This is a genomic window from Franzmannia pantelleriensis (assembly GCF_900102875.1).
GTDB lineage: Bacteria > Pseudomonadota > Gammaproteobacteria > Pseudomonadales > Halomonadaceae > Franzmannia > Franzmannia pantelleriensis.
On sequence record NZ_FNGH01000007.1, the window covers coordinates 1 to 16,846 of the forward strand.

Sequence of the window (16,846 nt, forward strand, 5' to 3'; positions counted from 1 at the left end):
GGAGCCGGTATTCGGCAACATCGGCACCACGAAACGTTTGAACCGATTCGGGCTTCGTGGCAAGAAGAAGGTACAGGGTCAGTGGCAGTTATACTGCTTAATACACAACATTGAGAAGCTCGCCAATTATGGTCGGTTAGGCACGTGATAAAGGGGCTACAAGGCCTAAATGTGGCCGCCAAATGCTTGTGATGAGTGACTTTGACATCATCCAGGTACCGAGATGGTCAGCTAGGCCCCTTGACCCAAAAAATTTGTCTATTTGGTGGGCGGTACACAAAATCAGAAAACAGGCGGTGGGGAGGACTCAGAATCGAGTTTTTCTACAGCCTCGTTAAGCTGATAAGGAACAAATGTTGAGCATCGGATTTGTATATATACTATTGAATCCTGCCTTCCCTAATTTGATTAAAATAGGTGAGACAGGACGGGATAGTGTTACTCGAGCCTTAGAGTTATCTAGGCAGACTGGGGTTCCTGCAGATTACATAGTTCTCTATGATGAGCTTGTGTCGGATTGCAAGAAGGTTGAGTCAATTCTCCATAAACAGTTTGCAGCTTATCGGTCAAAGAGAAATAAAGAGTTTTTTAGCCTGCCACCCAAAGAGGTAATCAAATCTCTCCAGTTTGTATCCAGTAAATTTCAAGTGCCGTTATCTACCCCTAGCTTGACTAGCAACTTATTGCCTCATTTTAAACGGTATTTTAGTGACTATCTTGATAGCAGCATAAAGTCCATCAAGCTGGTACTTTTGCCTTCGGTATGTTTTTTAGAAGTTGGCAAGCAAAATGTTCCTGACCAACAGATTACTATTGAACGGGAAGATATTCCGTTATTTGGACTCAGAGAGCCTGAAGCACCGACAATCGAAGATCTTAGAGAAAATGAAGCGTTGCTAAAGTCCTGCGATGAGTACACTTGGATAATGATCAGTGATTTATTTCCACGGGATAAAGCATATGAAATTGCAGCGGAGTGGGAAAAGCCGGGTGGAAAGCTAGAAAGAATAAGAGCGGATGCTGATGCTGAGTGATAAGCTTAACAAAAAACTGCAGCCGACCTCATTATTCGGCGGCTGAGTGTACAGTGATGGTATTCGCCTGACACATGCCCCCGTGGGCTCCCTATAGTTAAGCAGTATTTTCTGCCGTCTTCCTGGGCTCCTTCGTCGTCGTTTTGGGGAGTCCTTTCTTGAAGACGGCATAGGGCGTCGCCCCCTTCATGTTGCGGCCTTGATGGGGCCGTTTCGTGTTGTAGGTGACCAGATAGTCGTCCAGGTCCTGCTGCATCTCTTCCAAGGCCTCGTACCACTTGGTGCGTCCCTGGATGCGGAAATGCTCGTCCAGCAAGGTGCGGTGCAGCCGTTCGACGAAGCCGTTGCTCTGTGGCCGCCGAACCTTGGTGGTGCGGTGCTCGATCTCTTCGAGCTGAAGGAACAGCTCATACGGATGCTGATCCTTCCGGCCGCAGAACTCGCGGCCGTTGTCGCTGAGTACTGTGCTGACTGTGGCGTTGTGAGCCTCGAAGAAGGGCAGCACGTCATTATTGAGCACATGCACGGCCGTGATGGGCAGTTTGCTGGTGTAGAGGCGGCCCCAGGCGTAGCGGCTGAAGCAGTCGATGACGGACTGCAGATAGACCTTGCCAACCCCCTTGAGGGTACCGACGAAGAAGGTATCGACAGCGACCAGTTCGCCGGTGTGGTGGACTTCGATATGCCGTTCGCGAAACTCAGGGCTGAACCGCTCCAGGTGGCGAACTTGATCTTCGGTCAGCTCGATCTTCTGCTCGCGCGTGGCCCTCTCGAGCCGCAGAAGGCGCTCATGACGGGTCAGCAAATCATGGCGTCCTCATACGCCTCTGACGCCCGTAGAACTGACCTGAATGCCACGTAGGGCCAGCTCTTGTGCGACGCGAACCGGACCGTGGGTGGGGAAGGCCAAGCTGTGCTCGAGAATGGAAGCAATGGGGCCGCAAGGGCTATCGTGAGCTGAGGAAACGGGGCGTGTCAGTAAGGCTGGCGAGGAACACCGCGAAATCATCACACGGCCCCTGGCGACTGAGCCGTTCGCCAGCGTTGGCGAAGGCGCTACCGGCCTGAGTCTTTCGAAGCTATGGGCTGCCGGAGTTGGCAGCTCAGTGAATGATAGAATCAAGTCACTGAACCGCCGTGGTACGTGATCCGTATGTCCGGTGGTGTGGGAGAAGAGGCATCGTGAGATGCCTCCCTATCCCGATTATGCGTATAGGAAGGGTTTGTGAAAGACGATAGACTTCGGTGTCCAGTAGAAAAAGGCTATGTTGAAGCGTTAGGTCTAGCCGCATACACATTTGCTAGACTAGAGTGGCAAGTTGTCTGGTGCATGGAAAAAATAAAACCAGAATCTATTCAAAAAGTTGTTGGTGAAGAAATGACCGCTGGAACTATCGCCAAAAAATTTATTGATGCAACTAGAAATATGCCTAAAAGCAAAGAACGAGAAACATTAAAGGAGCTTGCTCAGAAATTCATGGAGCTCGTTCAGGTCCGAAATAAAATCATGCATGGTAAACCTTGTACCAGCCCTGCAGGAGAGCAAAGATTAAGTAGTAATGAAATTGTTGAAATTTCTACTTTGGAGTCTGCGGCTGATGATTTTGTCGAGTGTAGTGGGAAATTAAATGACCTTTTCTATGGCTTTCTTAAAACTTTTAAATCAGCGTAAATACGCATAAAAAGTCGTTGCAGCACCGCGCACTTCGTGCGCTGGACGGGTTTTAAGTCGCGTTTTTACGGCTCGCTACGCTCACTGTACCGAAAAATCACAACTTAAAACCCGCCGCTGAACTCGGCGTTAGTTGCCAGACAAGGTCATGAATAGTGGCAGAAAAAATATACTTCGATCACATCAACGAAAAGACTGATAGCTACTTTCTTGAGTATTCTCCGCCTGTTGGTTCACTCCCCTTTGCCTCCCTCACCGTGACATATGTTTCTGACGTTGCAGCTGAGAAGGTGGCCGCAGACTTGGAGGATCTAGCCGGGAAGTGGATCGCTCGATATCCAGTACCTGTCATGGCTAGTGCATTTGATAGGCGCGGCGATCTTATTGATCTTGAAAAAGTTCGTTCTTGTAGTCATCTCACCGCTATCATGGATGAAGAAAAGCTGCGCTATCGCTGGGAGCTTCTTGAAGATGAAGAATTTCCAGAGGAGCTGCAGGACCCAAGGTATTTGCTAGAAATATACTCAGACCTGAACTACAGAACTCAGAAAGAAGTCAGTACTCAAGCACGAGAAAACCTAAAGCCAATACGAGCAGCGAAAAGATTACTGATTGTTTGGTCAGTCGTCGTGCCTGCCGCGATTGCGCTACTTGAGTTCTTTAGCCCTATGTGGCTATCGGTAATTGCTCTGGTTTATAGTTTTTGGAAAGCCTACCAGCAGTGGTTAAAGTTGACGGGGCGAAAAGAAAAATCAGATAGGGAGATCGAAAGGGAAAAAGACTCTCGTTTGAAAGAGCATCACCACTATCACTGTCAGTTGAATCCCGATGGTTTTTTGAGGCTCAAAGTCGAGAATTTCCAAAAAATTGAAGAAGATCAAATACAGAAGAAATATGACTCAATCTCCAACAGCAACTAACCAGGACAGGTTGTCGGACATGGACTTTCCCCAGTGCAGAGCTGAGCGTTATAATTTTTCGTTCGAGGCTATAGAATGATCGCAAGCAATGTAACAACTTTCTTCCTGGAGATGAAATCTGTACATGAGCTCAACTCGAAACTGCTTCCCGACACTCTATCCGTTGTGGAATGCGAGGAGCCACAGTATCAGTTGAATAGGTTTTTATATCAGCTTGTTGGTGCCGATTGGGAGTGGGGAGATCGCGATAGTTGGATTGATGGTCAATGGCAAGAGCTAGTAGAAAGCGACTGTCATCGTACTTGGGTGGCCTATTACCGTGGGAGTATCGCTGGGTATTATGAGCTGTACCGGCCAGATGGAGTCAATACCGAAATCCTGTACTTCGGCTTGGCACCCGGTGCTATTGGCAAGGGCTTTGGTGGGCCGCTGTTAAGCCATGCCATCAAGTCTGCATGGGATTGGTCTGGTACCCAGAGAGTGTGGGTTCACACTTGTACGTTGGACCATCCGAATGCATTGGCTAACTATTTGGCGCGTGGTTTCGAGATTTATCGAGAAGAAGTAACGCCTACCGGCCAAGAAAGCGATTAAGGCTAGGTATTCTATGGCGGCCATATGCAGGAGGGGCGGGTGTTCTCTCTTCGGTCATCTTACGTTCATGGCGTGGTAGCGTGGCTTGGGGAGCGTTGATGGTATCCTTCGCAGATTCGCTTCACGGCTAGAAGGCCCCCATTTCAATGTTCCGTCATGCCCTGTCTCGGGTGGTGCAAGATGTTCTCTTCATGGTGCTTCTGGCGGCGCTGGTGCCGCTGTGGTGGCTTTCCCCCGATGCGGGCTGGGCGCTGTATGAGCGGGTCGACTGGAAGACCGTAGGCGCCCTGGCGGGGTTGATGGTGCTGAGCCGGGGCCTGGAGGTGAGCGGTTACCTCAGCCTGGCGGGCAGTTGGCTGTTGAAGCGGGTGCGGGGTGAGCGCTTGCTGGCGGTCTATCTGATCCTGTTCTCTGCGGGCCTGTCTGCCGTTATCACCAATGATGTGGCGCTGTTCATCGTCGTGCCGCTTACCGTCAGCCTGCGCCGGGTCGCGGATCTTCCCTTGGGGCGCTTGATCATCTTCGAGGCGCTGGCGGTCAATGCCGGCTCTTCGCTTAGCCCCATCGGCAATCCACAGAATCTCTTTATGTGGCAGGCGTCTGGCGCGGGCTTCCTTGAGTTCACGGCGATGATGGCGCCCTTGGCTCTGGCGCTTACCGCACTGCTGATCGCCGCGGTACCGCTGGCCTTTCCCCGCCAGCGCATCTCGGTGTCCGGTGTGGCCACCGCGGTGCCCCGGGACCGCCGGCTGTTCTGGGTCTCGCTGCTGCTGTATGTGCCTTTCCTGGTCATGGCCGACTGGGGCTATGCGGCCGTGGGGGCGGCCATGCTGATTGTGCTCTACCTGTTTTACCGGCGGCACCTGCTGTTGGGCGTGGACTGGCTGCTACTGCTGGTGTTCGCGCTGATGTTCATCAACATGAGTCTCCTGTCGGGGCTGCCTGCAGTGCAGGGCATCACCCATTACCTGCTGCAGCTGCCGGGGGAGGTGTTTACCGCCGCGGTGCTTACCTCGCAGGTCATGTCCAACGTGCCCGCCGCTATCTTCCTGGCCTCGTTTACCGATGACTGGCAGGCCCTGGCGTGGGGAGTGACGGTGGGTGGGTTCGGTCTGGCGATCGGTTCGCTGGCCAATCTGATTGCCCTGCGCCTCGCCTATCAGCCCGGCCTGTGGCGCGAGTTCCATGTCTGGTCAGTACCGGTGCTGTTCGGTGGATGGCTGGTTGCGCTACTGTTGATACGCTAGCGGACAAGGGCCTGTTCGTCCCAAGGCACACCAAATATAACCATCAAGGATGAGTTACTGATGAAACAACGCCTCGCTGGTCTATTACTGCTGCTTATGCTGCCCAGTGCCGCCTTTGCTGGGTCACTGTGGGGGCCGTTCTCCGCTGGCATGACGACGGAGGAGGTGACGAAGGTCCTTGATGATGCCTACCCCATAGAGGAGGGAGACCGCTTGGCGACCAATGCGGTGGAAGCCCTACGCCGGGATGGTGTCGAATTGGCAGGTGAATCCTTTACCCAGCGTTTTTTCTTCCTCAACGATCAGCTGAGCCAAGTCACCCTGAGGTTGGACGATACCCGTGATTTCGATGCCATGCTGACGACGCTAGAGGCGCTGACCGAGAAAATGCGCGATCAGTATGGTGAAGAAGCCGACTCGGAGCTAAGGGACTCGGGGCCCATACGGCAAGCCACAGCCAGCTGGATCGACGGTAACCAGCGGGTGAGTATCTTGCTGATGTCGATGGGGGAGGACGATTCGCTGCTCAATGTGAACTACCAGCCCTATACGGGAGACTGACAGCGCCTGTGAGAGCTCCCATGACGTTACGCCTAGCCAGCGTCGATGACGTTGAGACCCTGTTCGATATCCGCTGCTCGGTCACCGAGAATCATCAGTCCCGCGATGAGCTGGCGGGGTTGGGGATCACCGTCGAGAGCGTTGGGGAGATGGTCGCCAGCGGCGACTATGTGACCACCATCGCCGAGATCGGCGGCCAGCCCGTGGGGTTCTCGATGGCGCAGATCTCCGAGGGGTATGTCTTCGCCTGTTTTGTGCGGCCTGGGTGCCATGGCCAGGGCGTTGGCGGTGCGCTGATGGCCGCGGCGGAGGAGGGCTTGCAGCGAGCCGGGGTCAAGGAGGCGTGGCTATCTACCGGGGAGGAGGAGCACTTTCGTGCGCCTGGCTTCTATCGGCACCTGGGCTGGGTCGATAGCGGCCACTTGGAGGATGGGCAGATCCGATTTACCAAGCGGCTGTCATGGTAGGCTTACCTTACCCCTTGGCCCCTTGAGCGTTTTCCTACCACTACCTGGGAGCACCGACCATGTTCACTGGCTTGAGCGCCTTTCCCCTGACCCCTCTGAATGCCAGCGGTATCGACGAGGCGGCTTTCGTTCGGCTGGTCGAGCGCCTGGTGGCGGCTGGGGTCGATTCGATTGGGGCGCTGGGCTCCACCGGCAATTACGCCTATCTGTCGGTGGCGGAGCGTGCGCGTGTCGCCCAGCTGGCGGTGCAGTACGCCGGCGATACCCCGGTGATGGTGGGTATCGGTGCCGTGCGCACACGCGATGTCCTCACGCTGGCGGAAGATGCCCAGCAGGCCGGGGCCAGCGCGGTGATGCTGGCGCCGGTGTCGTATCAGCGGCTGTCGCCCGAGGAGGTGTACGGGCTGTTCGAGGACGTGACCCGGGCGCTATCGGTGCCGCTGTGCGTCTACGACAATCCCGGCACCACGAATTTCACCTTCAGCGATGAGCTGCATGGGGAGATCGCGCATCTGCCCAACGTGGCGTCGATCAAGATCCCTGGCGTGCCGAATGACCCCGCCGAGGCCAAGGCCCGCGTGGCGCGGCTGCGGGCGCTGATTCCCGTCCATGTGACGATTGGCGTCAGTGGCGATGCCTTTGCCGCGCTGGGGCTGAATGCCGGCTGCGAGGTGTGGTACTCGGCGATTGGCGGGACCTTCCCCAAAACCATGCTGGCGATCACCCGCGCCGCCCAGGCCGGCGATGCCGAGGAGGCGACCCGGCTGGTCGAGCGGTTGCGGCCTTTGTGGCAGCTGTTTAGCGAAACCGGCGGCAGCCTGCGCGTGACCGCGGCCGCGGCCGAGCTGCAGGGGCTGGTCGAGTCGCCGTGCCTGCCGCGGCCGCTCAAGGCGGTGGATGGCGAGGCGCGGCAGCGCCTGGCGGCACTGATCGATGAGCTGGCGCTGGCGTAGTCCCAGCCGTTACGCCTGGCCCAGAAAATCCACGGCCTCACGGATCACCGTGGTGTCCCCGAGCAGGCGGGTGTGGCCACCGTCCTCCCGCCATAGGGACGCTGTGTTGCCGGCCGTGGCGTTGGCCCTGGCGTCAGCAAACGGCACCACGGAATCGTTCCTGGCGTGGATCAACAGGGCGTTCAGCTTCAGTTCCTGAAGGCTGAGGTCCACCCGGTAATGCGCCAGCGGCTCATCCAGTGCCGCGGAGATACGCGCTTCCATCCTCGCTAGCGCCCGCCGCGACAGCCCCTGACGACGCCCCTGGGCCAGCGCATAGGCGCGGGCTCCACTCGGCGCGCCGATCAAGACCGCCTTGCTCGTCTGCAGGCCGAAATCTCGCGCGGCGAGCACCGTCATCGCTCCGCCGACCGAATGGGCGACCACGCCATGTAGCGGGCCGACCGACTCGGCAACCGTGGCGATGGCTCGCGCCATGAGCGGAAGCGGGGCCTGCTCGCCGGTGGCGGCGCCGTGTGCCGGCAGGTCGAAGGCCACCACCGAGTAGCCGGCATCCAGCAGCGGTTGCACGAAGCCGCCCAGCGCATCGTGATCCTGCTCCCAGCCGTGCACCAGCAGCACAGGCGAGCCGCTTCCCAAGCGCCACACCGGCACCCGTACCTCATCGATGTCGACCATGGCCGGCGTCCTTGCCGCGAAGGCGTGGGCCCAGCGGTGGTGGCGCCTGGAGCGGCGGGGGCGCATGAAGGTGCGAGCGCCCAGCGCCCCGAAGTAGCCCGGAAACAGGCAAGAGAGGCCGCGCACGGTCAGTAAGCGAAGACGGCGTTGCATGGACATGGATCACCTCACGCTGTTGTGCCGCGAAGCCCTCGGGCAGCAGGCAAGTGGCATGGGCCACCAGCGTGTTTGCTGTGTACGCATATTCATCGCCTCTACATGTGTAACTACACTATTTTGGGTAAAAAAATATCACCCGCTGCGCACCAGCTTATCCAGCGTGTTCTGGGTCAATTGCCACTCGTCTCCGAGGCGCTGATGCATCGTCTTCTGGGCCTGTTCCCAATAGGGGAAGGCCTCAGCCAACCGCTGGCGGCCCGCCTGGGTCAGTCGGGTGGCCTTGGCGCGACGCCCCCCTTCGGGGCCACGCTCGATCAGGCCCTCCTTCTCCAGAAGCTGGAGGTTGCGCACCAGGGTGGTACGCTCCATGGCCAACCACTCCGCCAGGAGAGAAATGGAGTCGGGCGCCCCCTTGCCGATCGCCACTAGCAGGGTGAACTGGGTAATGCGCAGTCCACAGGGCCGCAGCGCGTCGTCGAAGACGCGGGTGACCGTGCGTGCCACCATCCTGGCGCGCCGGCAGATACACTCACCGGCCACCAGATCCAGTGCTGCGTTTGAAATCTCGTCGTCCATAATGTGTATATACACTATGTAGGGCGAACCTGCCTACTCGATGCCGGCAGCGCAATTGAGAGGGGCTGCTGGGTGTGTGGCCGCTCACTTATCGCCCCGACAGCCACATGATCAGCGAGAGCACCACGCTGACCAGGATCATGGTGGTAATGGGGAAGAAGAACGAGAAACCCTCGCGGCGCACGGCGATGTCGCCGGGCAGCTGGCCGAAGGGCAGCTTGGAGAGCCACGGCCAGAGGATGCCGATGGCGACGATGATCAGGCCGATAAGGATCAGGGTGCGCGACATGCGGCCTCCTGTGCGTTGCTGTGGCGCTGATGCTTTGACTGCATGCGGCCGGCGGGGAGTTCCCGCCGGCCGCTGCGGTTGTGGCGCCCCACCGGCTAGTTGGTGGGGCATAGCCCTGGCCGCTCCTGGTGTGCATATGCCTTGGGCGCTGGTTCATAATTCATGCCGAATACGCTTCTTATCTAGTTTTCCTACGCTGGTTTTGGGAATCTCGTCGACGAAGCGTACGAGTGACGGAATCGCCCATTGGGTGATGCGGCCCTCGTCTACGAAGCGCTGCAGGAACGCCCGTATCTCTTCGGGCATGGGAGGATCATTTACATCACTGGCTCTAGCAAACACTGCGGGGCGCTCGCCCCACTTCTCATCGGGAATGCCGATTACGGCCACTTCAGCAACGCCAGGATGTTGGCCAACCAGGTTCTCGAGCTCAAGTGAAGAGACCCACTCTCCGCCGGTCTTGATCACGTCTTTGAGGCGGTCTCGGATCTGCAGGAAACCGTGCTCGTCGAGTACTGCCATATCGCCGGTGTGAAGCCAGCCGTTGCGCCATAGTTCCTTGCTGCGAGCCTCTTCTTTGTAATAGTCCTGGGTAAGCCACGGGCCACGCACCCGTACTTCCCCGACGCTCTCACCATCGTGAGGTAGCGCAATGCCACTTTCATCGACCACCTCCAATTTTACCAGCGGGACGGCCATGCCTGCCTTGGTACGCCAGGGCAGCTGGCTTTCGAAATCGACCCCGTTTATCTCCTGGGGCAAAATGCTGGCGGTAAGCAATGGGCAGGTCTCTGACATGCCGTAAGCGCTGCGTGTATCGATACCCAGTTCCCAAGCCTTTGTTGCCAGCGATTGAGGTAGGGGACTACCGCCCACTAGTACCTTCCAACCGGCGAGATCGACACTTCCCGAGGTGATGGCCTCAGTGCCCACAACCATATTAAGTAGAGTGGGGACACAGTGAGAGAAATCTACCTTCTCGTCGACGAGCAAGTTGACCAGGACATCCGGTTCATAGCGACCGGGATAAACCTGAGTGGCACCCAACAGTGTGGCGGTATATGGCACTCCCCATGCATGAACATGGAACATTGGCGTAATTGGCATATACACCTTGTCTCGATTGAGCAATTCGAACCCTGGTGACTGGAATGTACTCGCCTCGCAAAGGGTATGGAGTACCAGTTGGCGATGAGAGAAGTACACGCCTTTGGGATTGCCGGTCGTGCCGGTGGTGTAGAACAGCGTAGCCACAGCGTTTTCGTCGAAGATAGGAAAGTCGTAGTGGGCAGGGTGCTCGGCCAGCAGCTCCTCATACTCACCAACAAGAGGGAGTACGGGCTCTCGCTTGCTGGGAGTGTCCTGACATAGTAGGTATCCACGAATGCGCGGTAGCCGCTTGGCCAAGGGTTCGAGCAGTGGCAAGAAATCCTCATGAATCAGCACGAAGTCGTCCTCAGCGTGCGCCATGGTGTAGTGGATCTGCTCTGGCGACAGACGTACGTTCACCGTGTGCAGAACGGCGCCTATCATGGGGACGGCGAAGAATGCTTCGAGATAGCGGTGGCTGTCCCAGTCAAGCATTGCGACCACATTGCCGGCCTTGACACCCTGAGCGGAGAGTAGGTGAGCGAGCTGGTGCACGCGTTCCCGAAACCGACGATAGTCATGGCGGTAGAGATTGCGGTAGACGATCTGGTTGGTACCTGCCATTCGCACGCCGGAGTCGAGCAGTTCACCGATTAACAGCGGTGAATAGGATGCAGAGGGTGCTGCCTGTGGAATTATCATTGTCTCTGTATTCATTGTATTCCTCGCGGTTATGCTTTCACTAGGAAGGTTTTACGTTTTCAATGACCAGCGTATTAGACGGTGGTCGATGACGGTGTTAGGCATAAATTTATGCCTTTATATTTCTCTGAACTTTCTGTTGTCTTAGCTCGCATTAGAGTCTTTGTGTAGTTTTCGCATAAATGAAAAGGCCATGAAAAAAATGATGATAGTCAAAGGGAGTGCGGCAATAATGGAGGCCGACTGCAAGCCTGTTAGCCCACCACGAGTTAATAAGACCCAGCAGCTCACTGAGATCAGTACTCCCCATACGGTGCGTTTATAGACCGAGGGGGATTGAGATCCATTATCAGACATTTGAGAGACTATGTAGGTCGCTGAATCCAGAGATGTCACAAGGAAAAAGAATATAAGTAGCATGGTTATGCTAGAAAGTATCAGGGAGTTTGGCATAGTCTCGAACATTTGGAAAATGGCGGATGTGATGTTGGACTGAACCAATTCGGAAAGCTCACCATTATTGTTTGAATCGATATATAGAGCAGAGCTACCCAGCACACCAATCCAAAGACATGCGATGAGTGGGGGGACTAATAGTACGCCAAAGACGAACTCTCGGATCGTTCTGCCCTTTGATATTCTTGCAATGAAGGTGCCTACGAACGGTGACCAAGCTATGATCCATGCCCAATAAAATATCGTCCATGAACTTGCCCAGGCGTTACTCGTACTAGGTGACGTACGAAGGCTCATGCCAATAAAGTTCTGCACATAGTCTCCGATTCCTAGAATAATAGAATTAAGGATGAATGTTGTCGGTCCAGTTATGAGAATATAAGTCATAACTGCCAAGCAAGTTGCCATGCACGTTAGGGATAAGTATTTTATGCCCTTGTCAAGCCCAGTGTAAGTGGAGAGCATATAGGCTATAAAAATAGCTGCTAATATAATAAGGTGCCGCGAAGAATTATCGGATGTATCAATGATATCAGTAATACCACTATTGATCTGTAATACCCCGAGGCCTAATGATGTGGCGACGCCTATAACTGTAACTACTATGGCTATAATATCTAGCATGGTAAAGCGATTGATTTTTATTGTCGATCTAGTCTCTAGGTCTGTAAATACTGAGGAGATAAGGCCTTTTCGCCCTCGGTTGTACTGAAAATAAGCTATAATTAACCCTACAAGCGCTGATGCAGACCATTGATGTACTCCCCAGTTGAAAAAGCTGTATTGGATTGCTAGGCGAGCGGCTTGTGTGGTTTTGCCTTCGGCATCATCAAATGGCGGATTGACATAATGAAAGATCGGCTCCGCCATTCCATAAAATACTAAGCCAACGCCGAATCCTGCGGCTAGTAGCATACTCAACCATGTGCAAGTGCCGTAGGCTGGGCCTGAGTCCTCGCTGCCGAGCTTGATTTTACCGTATCTAGATAATGCCAGATAAAAGAGGAAGCATACAAAAATAAATACTGAGATTAAATATAACCACCCAAAATGGTTGCTTACTATCATTAGTGTATCGCCGCTCAGTCCGCTAAGTTTTGCAGGAAGTGCGGCACCTAGTGCTGTTATTAAGATAACAATGGTGCAAGACGATATAAATGTGATGTTTGTTTTTGGGTATTCCATCATATGCTTCCTATAATTGTTTGTGTCATGTTCGACTAGCTTTCATCTAATATATAATTCTTGACTCATGTCGCATAATGTCTCAGCACCTCGATCAGTAACTCGAAATGTCTCACTCACCTCGGCACCCCAGTGATTTTTCCAGATGCCGGCGATGAGATGAAAAGTCATATTTGGTACGAGGGGCGTAGTGTCTTCGGGGCGAATGGAAGCAGTACGCTCCAGCCAAGAGGGTGGGAAGGCGCATCCGACCGAATAGCCGAGGCGTGACGTCTTTCCCAAATTGTGTTTTATGTTGACTTTCTCCCACACAGCATGAACCTCCGAGAGCGTCATGCCCGGCGATATGGACCTAAGCGTTGCCTGAACACCTTCGCTTGCATGCTTTGTTGCATCCGCAAGGTCTTCTGGCGGAGTTCTTCCAATATATACAGTGCGAGCTAACGGACTGTGATAGCGGTATCTAGCCCCTGATAGCTCAAGCGTAAGATTCTGGTTAGGCATTAATGGATCATCACTCCAGGTCAAATGCGGAGTGGCGCTTCGCCTGCCTGTGGGCATGACAGGAGGGTTTGCTGGATAATCACCACCATACTCTGAAGTGCCTTTTATTTGAGCATGATAGACATTGGCAATGACATCACTCTCTCGGACGCCAGCCGTCATCGCGTCGAGTCCTGCGCGCATAGCAGATTCTGTAATCCTGGCTGCCTGCTTCATGTAATCTATTTCGCGATCTGTCTTTACTATCCGCACAAAATTTATCAACCTACGCACTTCCGCAATTGGTTTTTTTAGTCTCTTTATTAAGAAAGAGGTGTCAAAGTGGGTTGTCATACCTGCATCAACATCGATTCCAACCTTTAATCTGGAAAGGTTGTGCTCGTTGAGAATATTCATGACCAGCTCAAAAGGGTGGGAGTGCTCGTTGTCTACCATATAGTCTTGCCACCCAATAATGCTTTTCTCAGACAGGTGTGTCCTAACTTTAGCTGCAAGTAGGTCTTGGCTTCTTATAACAAGTATTGGTTCGGCGCGATAAATAGATATAATCATCGTTTGAGGCGTGTAGTAAGATACTGCATCGTAGCCTGTGGTGTAGAAAATATTAGCGGGGTCTGAGTCCAGTAGTACTTCGATACCTACCGAGTGCATCTCCTTCTTTATGGCATCTAGGCGCGTTGCGTGTTCTTGCTTGGTGAAAGGTAGTGATATGGGAGAAGTCACATCGTTCATGATTCTGGTGCCTCGCTTAGTTCTTTTAAAATTTCTTCAGCTGTTGAGATGGTGAGCCTAAAGCCAGACAGCATATCTTCATCTGCTATCCCAAACTTTGGGCTATGAAGCGGATGAATATTTCCCAGGTCAGGGTTGTAACATCCATAAAAGAAATATAGGCTTCGGCATTTTTGCGAGTAAAATCCGAAATCATCACTGCCCATCAGCGGCTTCAGCAGGTGTAGCTTATCCTTTCCAAGCTGCTCCTCTGCTGTCTTTATGAAAGTTGATACGAGGTGTTCGTCATTTTGGATAGAAGGTTCCCCTTCATGTAAAATAAAGTGTGATTCGGCGCCATGAATTTTCGCTACTCCCTCGGCTAGCTGGACAACTTTTCTTTGTATCTCTGCCCTTGTCTCTGGCGACCGAGTACGAATCGTGCCACGTAGTTCAGTATGGTCACATATTATGTTTTCAGCGATGCCTCCGGAAATCATTCCAATGCTTATGACCGCGCTTTCATCAGAGGCGGTCTGACGTGATATGATCCCTTGTAACAGTTGGATGAATGCGGATGCTATGAATATCGTGTCAGTTCCCTGATAGGGAAACGCGCCATGGGCGCTCTTTCCCTGAAATGTAAGGCTAAAGCTATCTGCTGCAGCGGTAACATAATCATGAACAACCCCAACTGTTCCGGATGGTATAAATGGAAAAGCATGAACGCCAATCATTGCGTCCATGTCATCCACCCATCCTTCACTCACAACATCGCGTCCGCCTAGTGGTTCAGACTCTTCGGAAGGTTGAAAAATTATTCGTATGTTTCCATTCAAATTTTTCTTGTTGTTAAAATAAACAGCGGCGCCTGCAGCAATGGCAGAGTGAGTGTCATGGCCGCAAGCATGCATTACGCCTTCTACACGGGATGCATAAGGAAGGTCGCTGCGCTCTTCATCTATAGGTAACGCATCCATGTCACCACGGATCCCTATGGTGATTAATCGGTTTGTATTCTTGGCTTTGGCAAGCACATCAACGATTAAGGCGCCGGAGGGTGTTTCCGTTATATTATCGATGCCTGCATTGTAAAGAAAATCTCTTATTCTACGTCTAGTAGCATGCTCTTCCCCGGAAAGCTCGGGATGGGCATGGAGAGCATGACGTAACTCCACGATCTCGTCTTTTAGTTCATGCAAGCTATTGATAGACATTGCTGCCCTCTTTGCAAAAGATATCTGTAAAGATTTTCTGTTGTTTGTGGGTATTGAAGTCCACGTGGAGGAACGTTGCAATGGAAGATAATGACAACCCTGTTTGCAATTTTGAAAACGACAGCGTAAGTTGTGGAGGAGAAGTGGATAAGCTATGAGGCTTGTGTCCTCTTGCTCTCCTGGCGTGTTTGTTTTGGGATGAAAAACAAATGAATGTTGACGCACTCGATTGGAATGACTTTCGGACTGTTTTAGCAATTGCTGAAACGGGAAGCCTGGCGGGGGCACAAAAGAAACTTTCTGTAAGTCACGCAACTGTTTTCCGGAGGCTTAATGACATTGAGAAACAGATGGGTGTCAGGCTCTTCGATAGACATAATGGTATTTATACTCCCACCGCAGCAGGTGTAGAAGTTGCTGCTACAGCCGGTCGTATCGAAAATGATGTCATCGACGTTGCTAGGCGGGTTGCAGGTGAAGATTATAGCCTCACGGGGTATATCAAGATGGCGACTACCGACTCTTTATTTAGCGGAGTCCTCGCGCCAGCAACTGCTAGCTTCATGCAGGAGTATCCTGGCATCCAAGTCGAAGTGGTCGTTTCGAATTTCTTACTTGACATCTCGAGGCATGAAGCTGATGTGGCCATCTTTCCTAAGATGAACCCTCCCGAGTCATTAATTGGACGAAAGGTAGGGACCATCCGGCAAGCAGTTTATGTTAGGAGTGATCTTTACTCTCCCGATGCATCTCTAAGTGATATGCCATGGGTGGCTACCGATAAAGCATCACGTTATCAGTTATTGGATAAATGGATGGAAGGAAACGGTTTGAGTGATAAATGTGATTTCTTCGTGAATTCAATCAATGGGATGTTGGCAGCAATTCGTGGCGGTGTTGGGGTGGGGGTGCTTCCATGCTACCTGGCTGATATGGATTCAAGTTTGGTAAAGTGGGGAGATGTAATTGATGAGATGGATTCTGACTTATGGATTCTTACTCACCGCGATTATAGGAACGTCAGTAGAGTGAGGGCTTTCTTAGAATACTTCTCTAATTGCTTGAAGCCGATTTTTCGGTATTAGGCATAGGCTCAGGAGTAGTGAGTAATGTGTTTCTATATAAAAGACAGCGGACGGCCTTGTGCCGTCCGCTGTCTTTTAGGTTTGCACAATAACCTGATGTCGGTTCCACTCACTCTTCGGCGTGCAGGTAGGTGAAGAAGTGGGCCATGGCGTCGATGTCATCGTCGTCGATACCGCGCATCACGTCGATCATGGTGGTATCGGGGCCGCCGCGGGTGCGGTCGCGATAGGCGATCATGGCGGCGATGAGATAGTCCTCACGCTGCCCGGCCAGGCGCGGCATCTGCTCGCGGCCGCGGTAGTCGGACTGGTGGCAGCTGGCGCAGCGCTGCTGCGCGGCGAGTTGCTGGCCGCGGGCCTTGAGCTCGGGGTCGGGGCCGCCCTCCGGGGCGGCCACCGGTTGCTCGTGATAGTAGGCCGCGAGGGCCTGTATCTCGGCGTCCGGCAGGCCGCGGGCCTGGGGCGTCATTACCTCGTTCTGTCGCAGCCGCTCGCGGAAGTAGATCATCTGGTTGACGATGGTCAGCTCGGGCTGGCCGGCAAGTGATGGGGTGCCGGCCTGCTGGGAGTTGCCGTCGTTGCCGTGGCAGGCGCCGCATACCTGTACCTGCTCTTCGAAGGGCAGGCCCACCGCCGGTGCGTCCTCGGCGGTAGCGGGCAGTGCGATGCTCAAGCCCAGGGCGGCAGCGCCGCCCCAGTTCACAAGAGCGCGCCGCCAGGGCGCGCGGGTGGTTAGCCGCATCGGCC

At 53.7% G+C, this 16,846-nt stretch carries 18 protein-coding genes and 1 pseudogene; 10 read left to right on the top strand and 9 right to left on the bottom strand.

Features of this window, described 5'->3' with window-relative positions:
• Both BLT16_RS09790 and BLT16_RS09795 read left to right on the top strand, forming a co-directional pair.
• Window positions 1–148: transposase (locus tag BLT16_RS09790; protein ID WP_176817204.1), on the top strand; the 148-nt coding region annotated here is incomplete at its 5' end.
• A gap of 208 nt (window positions 149–356) precedes the next feature.
• Complete coding sequence (locus BLT16_RS09795; RefSeq protein ID WP_176817205.1) at window positions 357–1,034, top strand: GIY-YIG nuclease family protein; 678 nt, start codon at window positions 357–359, stop codon at window positions 1,032–1,034.
• A gap of 97 nt (window positions 1,035–1,131) precedes the next feature.
• On the opposite strand, the pseudogene BLT16_RS09800 reads toward BLT16_RS09795, so the two are convergent.
• Window positions 1,132–1,962: pseudogene (locus BLT16_RS09800) on the bottom strand (integrase core domain-containing protein); the annotation flags it as partial.
• A gap of 297 nt (window positions 1,963–2,259) precedes the next feature.
• Here BLT16_RS09800 and BLT16_RS20605 point away from each other — a divergent pair.
• From BLT16_RS20605 to BLT16_RS09835, 7 genes are all read left to right on the top strand, one after another.
• Window positions 2,260–2,706 carry a hypothetical protein gene (locus BLT16_RS20605; protein ID WP_143025060.1) on the top strand — a complete coding sequence of 149 codons (447 nt, stop codon included), beginning with the start codon at window positions 2,260–2,262 and terminating at the stop codon, window positions 2,704–2,706.
• Window positions 2,707–2,861: 155 nt separating this feature from the next.
• Window positions 2,862–3,626 (top strand): hypothetical protein, encoded by a 765-nt coding sequence (locus BLT16_RS09810; RefSeq protein ID WP_089658357.1) that lies wholly within the window; start codon window positions 2,862–2,864, stop codon window positions 3,624–3,626.
• A 75-nt stretch (window positions 3,627–3,701) separates the two neighbouring features.
• Window positions 3,702–4,220, top strand: coding sequence for a GNAT family N-acetyltransferase (locus BLT16_RS09815; RefSeq protein ID WP_245701591.1), 519 nt, complete (start codon window positions 3,702–3,704; stop codon window positions 4,218–4,220).
• A 146-nt stretch (window positions 4,221–4,366) separates the two neighbouring features.
• Window positions 4,367–5,467, top strand: coding sequence for an SLC13 family permease (locus BLT16_RS09820; RefSeq protein ID WP_089658358.1), 1,101 nt, complete (start codon window positions 4,367–4,369; stop codon window positions 5,465–5,467).
• Between the two features lie 60 nt (window positions 5,468–5,527).
• Window positions 5,528–6,028 (top strand): hypothetical protein, encoded by a 501-nt coding sequence (locus BLT16_RS09825; protein ID WP_089658359.1) that lies wholly within the window; start codon window positions 5,528–5,530, stop codon window positions 6,026–6,028.
• A gap of 20 nt (window positions 6,029–6,048) precedes the next feature.
• Window positions 6,049–6,495, top strand: a complete 447-nt coding sequence (locus tag BLT16_RS09830; protein ID WP_089658360.1) for a GNAT family N-acetyltransferase — start codon at window positions 6,049–6,051, stop codon at window positions 6,493–6,495.
• A 59-nt stretch (window positions 6,496–6,554) separates the two neighbouring features.
• A complete protein-coding gene (locus BLT16_RS09835; RefSeq protein WP_089658361.1) occupies window positions 6,555–7,448 on the top strand; it encodes a dihydrodipicolinate synthase family protein in 894 nt (297 codons plus the stop codon).
• 9 nt (window positions 7,449–7,457) lie between these two features.
• Here BLT16_RS09835 and BLT16_RS09840 read toward each other — a convergent pair whose 3' ends face one another.
• From BLT16_RS09840 to BLT16_RS09870, 7 genes are all read right to left on the bottom strand, one after another.
• Window positions 7,458–8,279 carry an alpha/beta fold hydrolase gene (locus BLT16_RS09840; RefSeq protein ID WP_176817206.1) on the bottom strand — a complete coding sequence of 274 codons (822 nt, stop codon included), beginning with the start codon at window positions 8,277–8,279 and terminating at the stop codon, window positions 7,458–7,460.
• A gap of 138 nt (window positions 8,280–8,417) precedes the next feature.
• On the bottom strand, window positions 8,418–8,876 hold the full coding sequence (locus BLT16_RS09845) for a MarR family winged helix-turn-helix transcriptional regulator (RefSeq protein ID WP_218124432.1): 459 nt from the start codon (window positions 8,874–8,876) through the stop codon (window positions 8,418–8,420).
• 73 nt (window positions 8,877–8,949) lie between these two features.
• Window positions 8,950–9,150, bottom strand: a complete 201-nt coding sequence (locus BLT16_RS09850; RefSeq protein ID WP_076748635.1) for a DUF2905 domain-containing protein — start codon at window positions 9,148–9,150, stop codon at window positions 8,950–8,952.
• Between the two features lie 153 nt (window positions 9,151–9,303).
• Window positions 9,304–10,956 (bottom strand): fatty acid--CoA ligase, encoded by a 1,653-nt coding sequence (locus BLT16_RS09855; RefSeq protein WP_089658364.1) that lies wholly within the window; start codon window positions 10,954–10,956, stop codon window positions 9,304–9,306.
• Between the two features lie 129 nt (window positions 10,957–11,085).
• Window positions 11,086–12,582 carry a BCCT family transporter gene (locus tag BLT16_RS09860; protein WP_089658575.1) on the bottom strand — a complete coding sequence of 499 codons (1,497 nt, stop codon included), beginning with the start codon at window positions 12,580–12,582 and terminating at the stop codon, window positions 11,086–11,088.
• A gap of 42 nt (window positions 12,583–12,624) precedes the next feature.
• Window positions 12,625–13,818, bottom strand: a complete 1,194-nt coding sequence (locus BLT16_RS09865) for a M24 family metallopeptidase (RefSeq protein ID WP_089658365.1) — start codon at window positions 13,816–13,818, stop codon at window positions 12,625–12,627.
• The gene (locus tag BLT16_RS09870; protein ID WP_089658366.1) at window positions 13,815–15,014 is read right to left on the bottom strand and encodes a M20 metallopeptidase family protein; all 1,200 of its coding nucleotides are present in this window, start codon (window positions 15,012–15,014) and stop codon (window positions 13,815–13,817) included. The genes BLT16_RS09865 and BLT16_RS09870 overlap by 4 nt, the downstream gene beginning before the upstream one ends.
• A gap of 209 nt (window positions 15,015–15,223) precedes the next feature.
• Between BLT16_RS09870 and BLT16_RS09875 the strand changes: the two genes are divergently transcribed.
• Window positions 15,224–16,099, top strand: a complete 876-nt coding sequence (locus BLT16_RS09875) for a LysR family transcriptional regulator (protein ID WP_089658367.1) — start codon at window positions 15,224–15,226, stop codon at window positions 16,097–16,099.
• 109 nt (window positions 16,100–16,208) lie between these two features.
• On the opposite strand, the gene BLT16_RS09880 is transcribed toward BLT16_RS09875, so the two are convergent.
• Window positions 16,209–16,841, bottom strand: a complete 633-nt coding sequence (locus BLT16_RS09880; protein WP_089658368.1) for a c-type cytochrome — start codon at window positions 16,839–16,841, stop codon at window positions 16,209–16,211.
• Window positions 16,842–16,846: the final 5 nt, after the last annotated feature.